This is a genomic window from Streptomyces flavotricini (assembly GCF_020639365.1).
GTDB lineage: Bacteria > Actinomycetota > Actinomycetes > Streptomycetales > Streptomycetaceae > Streptomyces > Streptomyces flavotricini.
Map to the genome: position 1 here is coordinate 6,275,474 of NZ_JAINUL010000001.1, position 7,113 is coordinate 6,282,586.

Annotated in this window: 7 protein-coding genes; 3 read left to right on the plus strand and 4 right to left on the minus strand. The window is 70.9% G+C overall.

Features of this window, described 5'->3' with window-relative positions; all coding sequences use genetic code 11:
• The first annotated feature begins 277 nt into the window (after window positions 1–277).
• Together K7B10_RS28605 and K7B10_RS28610 are read left to right on the plus strand one after the other, a co-directional pair.
• Window positions 278–1,642, plus strand: a complete 1,365-nt coding sequence (locus tag K7B10_RS28605; RefSeq protein ID WP_372481476.1) for a class II 3-deoxy-7-phosphoheptulonate synthase — start codon at window positions 278–280, stop codon at window positions 1,640–1,642.
• 161 nt (window positions 1,643–1,803) lie between these two features.
• Entirely contained in the window at window positions 1,804–2,052 is a 249-nt protein-coding gene (locus K7B10_RS28610) for a (2Fe-2S)-binding protein (protein ID WP_372481477.1), read from the plus strand.
• A gap of 54 nt (window positions 2,053–2,106) precedes the next feature.
• On the opposite strand, the gene bfr is transcribed toward K7B10_RS28610, so the two are convergent.
• Window positions 2,107–2,586 carry a bacterioferritin gene (gene bfr, locus K7B10_RS28615; RefSeq protein ID WP_030863600.1) on the minus strand — a complete coding sequence of 160 codons (480 nt, stop codon included), beginning with the start codon at window positions 2,584–2,586 and terminating at the stop codon, window positions 2,107–2,109.
• Between the two features lie 212 nt (window positions 2,587–2,798).
• Here bfr and K7B10_RS28620 point away from each other — a divergent pair, with 212 nt between their 5' ends.
• Entirely contained in the window at window positions 2,799–3,431 is a 633-nt protein-coding gene (locus K7B10_RS28620) for a sulfite oxidase-like oxidoreductase (RefSeq protein WP_229340400.1), read from the plus strand.
• Between the two features lie 154 nt (window positions 3,432–3,585).
• Here the strand turns inward: K7B10_RS28620 and K7B10_RS28625 are convergent, their stop codons facing one another.
• From K7B10_RS28625 to pknB, 3 genes are all read right to left on the minus strand, one after another.
• Entirely contained in the window at window positions 3,586–4,107 is a 522-nt protein-coding gene (locus tag K7B10_RS28625) for a DUF4396 domain-containing protein (protein ID WP_229340402.1), read from the minus strand.
• An 85-nt stretch (window positions 4,108–4,192) separates the two neighbouring features.
• Window positions 4,193–5,062, minus strand: coding sequence for a deoxyribonuclease IV (locus K7B10_RS28630; RefSeq protein ID WP_229340404.1), 870 nt, complete (start codon window positions 5,060–5,062; stop codon window positions 4,193–4,195).
• A 4-nt stretch (window positions 5,063–5,066) separates the two neighbouring features.
• Window positions 5,067–6,986, minus strand: coding sequence for a Stk1 family PASTA domain-containing Ser/Thr kinase (gene pknB, locus K7B10_RS28635; RefSeq protein ID WP_229340406.1), 1,920 nt, complete (start codon window positions 6,984–6,986; stop codon window positions 5,067–5,069).
• Window positions 6,987–7,113 lie beyond the last annotated feature (127 nt).

Genomic DNA, 7,113 nt, shown 5'->3' on the forward strand with positions numbered 1-7,113 from the left:
CTGGCGTCCTTCTCCGTGGGGCGGGACGAAGGAGGGGCGACCGGGCCCGGAAAACACCGAAGGCCGCCCCTCGGGCGGCCTTCGCGTCGTGCGTGTCAGTGGGTACGCGCGAGAAGTGGGCCGCCGGAAGCGGGCCACCACCAGTTCTGGTTCGAGTGCGCGTACATGCCGCCGACGATAGCCCACCCGCGAGCCCGTCTGCGAGTCCCACACGTCCCGGGAGACACCCGTCTCACGGAGTGGGCACCGGGCTGGACCTGGCGCAAGACGCCGTAATGTGTACGAGGTGACCGTGAACGCTGAAACCCAAGCCCCCGCCGCCAAGGCGACCTGGCGAGACCTTCCCGCGGCGCAGCAGCCTTCGTACCCCGATGCCGAGGCACTGCGCGCTGTCGTCGCGGACCTCGAGTCGTATCCTCCGCTCGTTTTCGCGGGTGAGTGCGACCAGCTGCGCGCCCGTCTGGGAGCCGTCGCCAGGGGCGAGGCGTTCCTGCTGCAGGGCGGCGACTGCGCCGAGGCCTTCGACGCCGTGTCCGCCGACCACATCCGCGCCAAGCTGAAGACGCTGCTCCAGATGAGCGCCGTCCTGACGTACGCGGCCTCCGTGCCGGTCGTCAAGGTGGGCCGCATCGCCGGCCAGTACTCGAAGCCGCGCTCCAAGGACACCGAGACCCGCGACGGCGTCACCCTGCCGACCTACCGCGGCGACTCCGTCAACGGCTTCGCCTTCACCGAAGAGGCCCGGATCCCGGACCCCGAGCGGCTGAAGCGCATGTACCACGCGTCCGCGTCGACGCTGAACCTCGTGCGCGCCTTCACCACCGGCGGCTACGCCGACCTGCGCCAGGTGCACGCCTGGAACCAGGACTTCGTGAAGTCCTCCCCCTCCGGGCAGCGCTACGAGCAGCTCGCGCGGGAGATCGACAACGCGCTGAACTTCATGAAGGCGTGCGGCACCGACCCGGCCGAGTTCAAGGCCGTCGAGTTCTACGCCTCGCACGAGGCGCTCCTGCTCGACTACGAGGGCGCGCTGACCCGTACGGACTCCCGCACCGGGAAGCTGTACGACACCTCCGGCCACATGGTCTGGATCGGCGAGCGCACCCGCCAGCTGGACCACGCGCACATCGAGTTCTGCTCGCAGATCGCCAACCCGATCGGCATCAAGCTCGGCCCGACCACCACCGTGGACGAGGCGCTGACGTACATCGACCGCCTGGACCCCGAGCGCGAGGCGGGCCGGCTGACCTTCGTCGTGCGCATGGGCGCCGACAAGGTCCGCGACAAGCTCCCGGAGCTGGTCGAGAAGGTCACGGCCTCGGGTGCGACGGTCGCCTGGGTCACCGACCCGATGCACGGCAACACCTTCGAGGCGGCCTCCGGCCACAAGACGCGCCGTTTCGACGACGTGCTCGACGAGGTCAAGGGCTTCTTCGAGGTCCACAAGGCCCTGGGCACGCACCCGGGCGGCATCCACGTCGAGCTCACCGGTGACGACGTCACCGAGTGCGTGGGCGGCGGCGACGAGATCTTCGTCGACGACCTGCACCAGCGCTACGAGACGGCCTGCGACCCGCGGCTCAACCGCAGCCAGTCCCTGGACCTGGCCTTCCTGGTCGCCGAGATGTACCGCGACCAGTAAGCGCGGATCAGTACGTAGGTACCTACGACTGTGGGGCACGGATCGATGTGATCCGCGCCCCACAGTCGTTTCCAGGGCTTTTGGGTACGCCTCACTTTGGGTACGGTTAGGTAAGCCTCACCGAATACGGGATGGCTGCAGAAACCATTCCTGTCAGGGAGGTGAACCGCGTGTACGTCTGCTCTTGTTTCGGGATCACCGACAAGCAGGTCAAGGACCACGCGGCCGCCGGGGCCTGCACCCCCCGCCAGATCGCCTCCGTCACCAAGGCCGGCACCGACTGCGGATCCTGCGTGCGCACCATCCAGGGCATCCTGGGCCGCGGGGCCTGCCCGCGCCGGGAGCTGCTGGAGAAGGGCAGCGCGGCCGCCGTGCTCGCCGCCGACCCGGAGCTCGCGGAAGCCGCGTAGGGCTCGCGGAAGCGCGGAGCGGCCGCGGGGCCGCGGAGGGCGGGAGCCCGCGGCTCAGCTCTCCGGCTGCTCGATCAGCTGCGCGATGTACAGCGGCTCGCCGATGCTCTCGATGAGCTCCAGCTGGGTGTCGAGGTAGTCGATGTGGTGCTCCTCGTCCCCCAGGATCTCCTCGAAGAGCCGCGCCGAGGTCACGTCGCCCTTGCCGCGCATCACCTCGATACCGCGCTTGAGGCGGTCGATGGCCTCGACCTCGACCTGCCGGTCCGCCTGGAACATCTCCGTAAGGGTCTGGCCGACCCGGACGTGGAAGAGCCGCTGGTAGTTCGGCAGCCCGTCCAGCATGAGGATGCGCTCGGTGATCTTGTCCGCGTGCTTCATCTCGTCGATGGACTCTTCACGCGTGTACTTGGCGAGCTTGGTCCAACCCTTGTTGTCCTGGATCCGGTAGTGGAGCCAGTACTGGTTGATCGCCGTGAGCTCGCCGGTCAACTGCTCGTTCAAAAACTCGAGGACCTCGGGGTCGCCCTGCATCGCAGAGGCTCCTTCCAGGCAGTGTCAGCTACGTGACGGGGCTGGGGGATATGGCCGGTATCGCCCCAGTCGTGACTGGGGGAGTGCGCGCATCCTTGCACCGCCGCAGGGGGCCGTCCAGTAAGTGCCTCCTTAGTGTGAGTTGGCGTGAGTTGCCCGTATAGGGGCATACCTGGTCGTGACCACCCTGCGGCGTCTGTCACCATGGAGGCATGGGTCAGCCGGAAAGCCGGGAATCTCCGGGAGCAGAGCAACTGGAGCTTCCTCCGGGGCAGCGGCTGCAGCGCGGCTGGCCGGTCACCCACTACGGCCCGGTCCCCAAGTTCAAGCCGGACCGCTGGGAGTTCCGCGTCTTCGGGGCCACCGCCGACGGTGAGAAGCACTGCTGGAACCACGAGGAGTTCACGGCCCTGCCGTTCGAATCCGTCGTGGCGGACCTGCACTGCGTGACGAAGTTCAGCATGACGGGCGCCGAGTGGGGCGGGATCCTGGCCCGCGACATACTCGCCCTGGCGCCGCCGTCGCCGCAGGTCACGCACGTGATGGTGTGGGCCGAGTACGGCTTCAGCTCCAATCTGCGACTGGCCGACTTCGCCACCGACCGGACCGTCTTCGCCACCCACGAGGGCGGCGAACTGCTCACCGCCGAACACGGCTTCCCGGTACGGCTCGTGGTGCCGCACCTGTACGCGTGGAAGGGCCCGAAGTGGGTCCGCGGCATCGAGTACATGACCGCCGACCGCCGCGGCTTCTGGGAGGAGCGCGGCTACCACAACATCGGCGACCCCTGGCGCGAGCAGCGCTACTCCTACCAGGAGGAGCCCGGGGACGGCCCCGAGCTGTAGGGGGCGTCTTGCCGGTCACGCCGGGCTCGCGGCGGCGGGCGCCGCGCCTCGCCGCGTTGTCCTCGGTCGCAGGCATCCCCCGGCTACCGCGGGGAGGTGCCCCCCCCGCCGCGTCACCTCCCTCGTCCGCCCCGGTGGCGTCCGCCCGGGTCCGTCAGTGGTACTGGTGGACGACCGCGTGGCCCTTGCCGCGGCCGATCAGCCACTTGTTGACCGGCGTCGTCACCACGAAGGCGAGTGCGAGCGAGATCGCCAGTGCGATCCAGAACAGCGCCTCCGAGAGGTGCGCGTCCATCGCTCCCGGCCAGAGTGCGATCACACCGTTGTCGATCAGCTCCATGACGGCGATCGAAAGGGTGTCCGCCGCCAGCGCCACCCGGACGGCCGTACGCAGGTCCACGCCCGCGGCGAGGACCCCGCGCAGGGTGAGCGCGTAGCCGAAGAAGAACGCCAGGACGATCGCCAGGATCATCGTCGCAACGTTGCCCCAGCCCAGTGCCGTGCCGATGACCATGCCGAGCACCTCGCCGATGGCGCACCCGGTGAGGCAGTGGAGGGTGGCCCCGGCGGCCGCGGCCCAGCTCGCCCTGCCGTGGCCGGCGCGGTTGTCTCGGTGTTCGCGGCGCGAGTGCTGCCCGTGGTGCCCGTGCTCGTCGTCTGCATGTGCGTGTTCCATCGGAACCCCCTGGGGACGCCGGATAACGGTCCTGCGTACACCAGAACCGTATACCCCCTAGGGGTATTCCGCGCGGCGGGCGCGGTCAGTGCGGCCCGCGCAGTTCCTTCAGCAGGGCCACGTCCGCCGCGTGGCCCTCCTTCCCGCCCGGCGTCTCGGTGATCAGCGGAACGCCCTCCATGGCGGGGTGGGCGAACAGCTCCGCGAAGGCGTCCCGGCCGATGTGGCCCTGCCCGATGTTGGCGTGGCGGTCCTTGTGGGAGCCCACGCCCTCCTTCGAGTCGTTGGCGTGGATCAGCTTCAGCCGCCCCTCGCCCACCGTGTCCACCAGCAGGTCCAGGGTCTGCTTCGTCCCGCCCGGCTCCGCCAGATCGTGCCCGGCGGCGAAGACGTGGCAGGTGTCCAGGCAGATCCCGAGCTTCGGGTGGTGGTCGAGGGCCTCGAAGTACGGTCCGAAGTCCCAGGTCCGCGAGCACAGCGAGAAGCCCTGCCCGGCCGTGGACTCCAACAGCAGGAACGGGTCGTCGTCGTGCGTCAGCTCGTCCAGCAGCGGCAGCAGGTGCTCCCTGACCTGCGCGTACGCCGCCTCGCGCGGCCGTCCCGCGGTCGCCGAGCCGGTGTGCACGACCACCCCGAGCGCGCCGATCTCCCGGCCGCGGCGCAGCGAGTGCCGCAGCGACTCCACCGACTTCTCCACGGTGGCCTCGGTGTGCGAGCCGAAGTTGATCAGGTACGGGGCGTGGACGTACGCCGGGATCGACTCCTGCGCGCACTGCGCGCGGAAGAGCTCGTCCTGCGCCGGGTTCCCCACGGGGGTCGCCCAGCCGCGCGGATTCGCGACGAAGACCTGTACGGCCTCGGCGCCCATCTCCCTCGCGTACGTCAGCCCCACCGAGGCGAGCCCGCCGGCGACGGGGACGTGCCCGCCCACGGGATTGCGCGTGGCCCGGTCCATCCCCCTACAGCCCCTTCGTGCGCAGGACGATGGTGCTGCCCTCGGGCGCGCTCTGGCCGCCCGGCACCGACTGGGCGTCCACCGTGTTGCTGAAGGAGATGAGCGGACGCTCCACCTTCACCTTGAACCCGGCCGCCTCCAGCGTCTTGCGGGCCACGTCCGCCTCCTGGCCGGTCACGTTCGGCACCGGGACCTGCCGGGGGCCCTTGGACACGGTGAGCGTCACCGTGTCACCGGTCGCGGCCTGGGTACCGGCGCCGATCGACTGGTTGGCGACCGTACCGGCCGGGAACGGCGAATTGACCTCTTCGGCGGCCATCTCGACCTTGAGGCCGAGGTCCTGGAGGGCGGCCCGTGCCTGGTCCAGGGGCCTTCCGACCACATTGCCCACCTGCACCGGCCGGCCCTTGCTGACCACGATCGCGACCGCCGTGTCGGTCGAGCGCTTCTGCCCGCCCACCGGGTCGGTGGAGATCACCGCACCCTGGGCGACGTCCTGGCTGAAGGCCTGCGTGACCATGCCGGGCGCGAGCCCGCTCCTGGTCAGCTCGGCCTTGGCCTCCTCCAGCGGCTTGCCCTTCAGGTCCGGTACGAAGACGAGCTCGGGGCCGCGCGAGACCGTCAGCACCACCGCGCCGTTGCCGCGGATGCGCTTGCCGCTCTCGGGGTCGGAGTTCATGACCGTCCCGCGGTCGAAGGCGTCGCTGAACTTCCGGTCGACCCGCTTCACGCCGAGCCCGGCCGCGGACAGCTCGGACTTGGCCTGCGCCTCGGTCTTCCCGAGCAGGTTGGGGACCTTGGTGAACTGGCCCGAGTTGATGTACCAGACCCCGGTGCCGATACCGAGCGCGAGCAGCACGCCGACGACGACGAGCAGGGTGGCGCGGCGCGGACCGCGCGGCCGGGGCGGGACCGGCGCCCGCTCGGGCGTGGCCCCGGGCCGGTCCGGGAGCTCCAGCAGGGACGTCCGGTCCACGGGCGGCTGCGCCGCGAGGGGGCGCGGGATCACGCTGGTGCGGTCCTCGGTGGCACCGCGGTCCTCGGCACGCGCCTGCGGCGGTACGGCGTCCAGCTCGGCGTCGCCGAGCAGCGCGCGGGCGTCGAGGGTCAGCCCGAGCAGCCCGGCGGCGTCGGTCGGCCGCAGCTCCGGATCGCGGGCGGTCGCGTACGTGACGAGCTGGTCCAGGATGCCGGGCAGCCCCGGGACGGCGGCCGACGGGGGCGGTACGTCCTCGTGGAGGTGCTGGTAGAGGACCTGGGCGGGGGTGCCGCCGGTGTGCGGCTTGGAGCCGGTGAGCATCTCGTACAGCACGACACCGCAGGCGTAGACGTCCACGCGGGTGTCGGTGACGCCGTTCTCGATCTGCTCGGGGGCGAGGTAGGAGACGGTGCCGAGGACGGCGCCGGTGGTGCTGGTGACGGTGTCGACCGAGCGGACCAGGCCGAAGTCGGCCACCTTGACCCGGCCGTCGTCGCCGATCAGGACGTTCTCGGGCTTCATGTCGCGGTGCACGAACCCGGCGCGGTGGGCGGCGCCGAGGGCCGCGAGGACCGGTTCGAGGATGTCGAGGGCCGCCCGGGGCCGGAGCGCGCCGCGCTCGCGGAGCACGTCGCGCAGGGTGCAGCCGGAGACGTACTCCATGGCGAGGTACGTGTACGGCCCGTCGGTGCCCTGGTCGAAGACGGCGACGACGTTGGGGTGCGCGAGGCGGGCCACGGACTTGGCCTCACGGATGAAGCGGTCGACGAAGCCGGCGTCGGCGGCGAGCGCCGGGTGCATCACCTTGAGGGCGAGCACGCGGTCGAGGCGGGTGTCGACGGCCCGGTAGACCGTCGCCATGCCGCCGGCCGCGATGCGGGCGTCGACGCGGTAGCGGCCGTCGAGTGTCTGCCCGACGAGGGGGTCATCCAGGGTCGTATCCACCCGGCGATTCTACGAGCGTCCGCGGCGCCGCCCACCAGGGGCCGGTGCGGTTGCAGCGCAGCTGTGACGTGAGCCTCCCGCATCCCCCTCGCCGGGGCCCGGGGCGGCGCCGGGCGGGGCCGCGCCC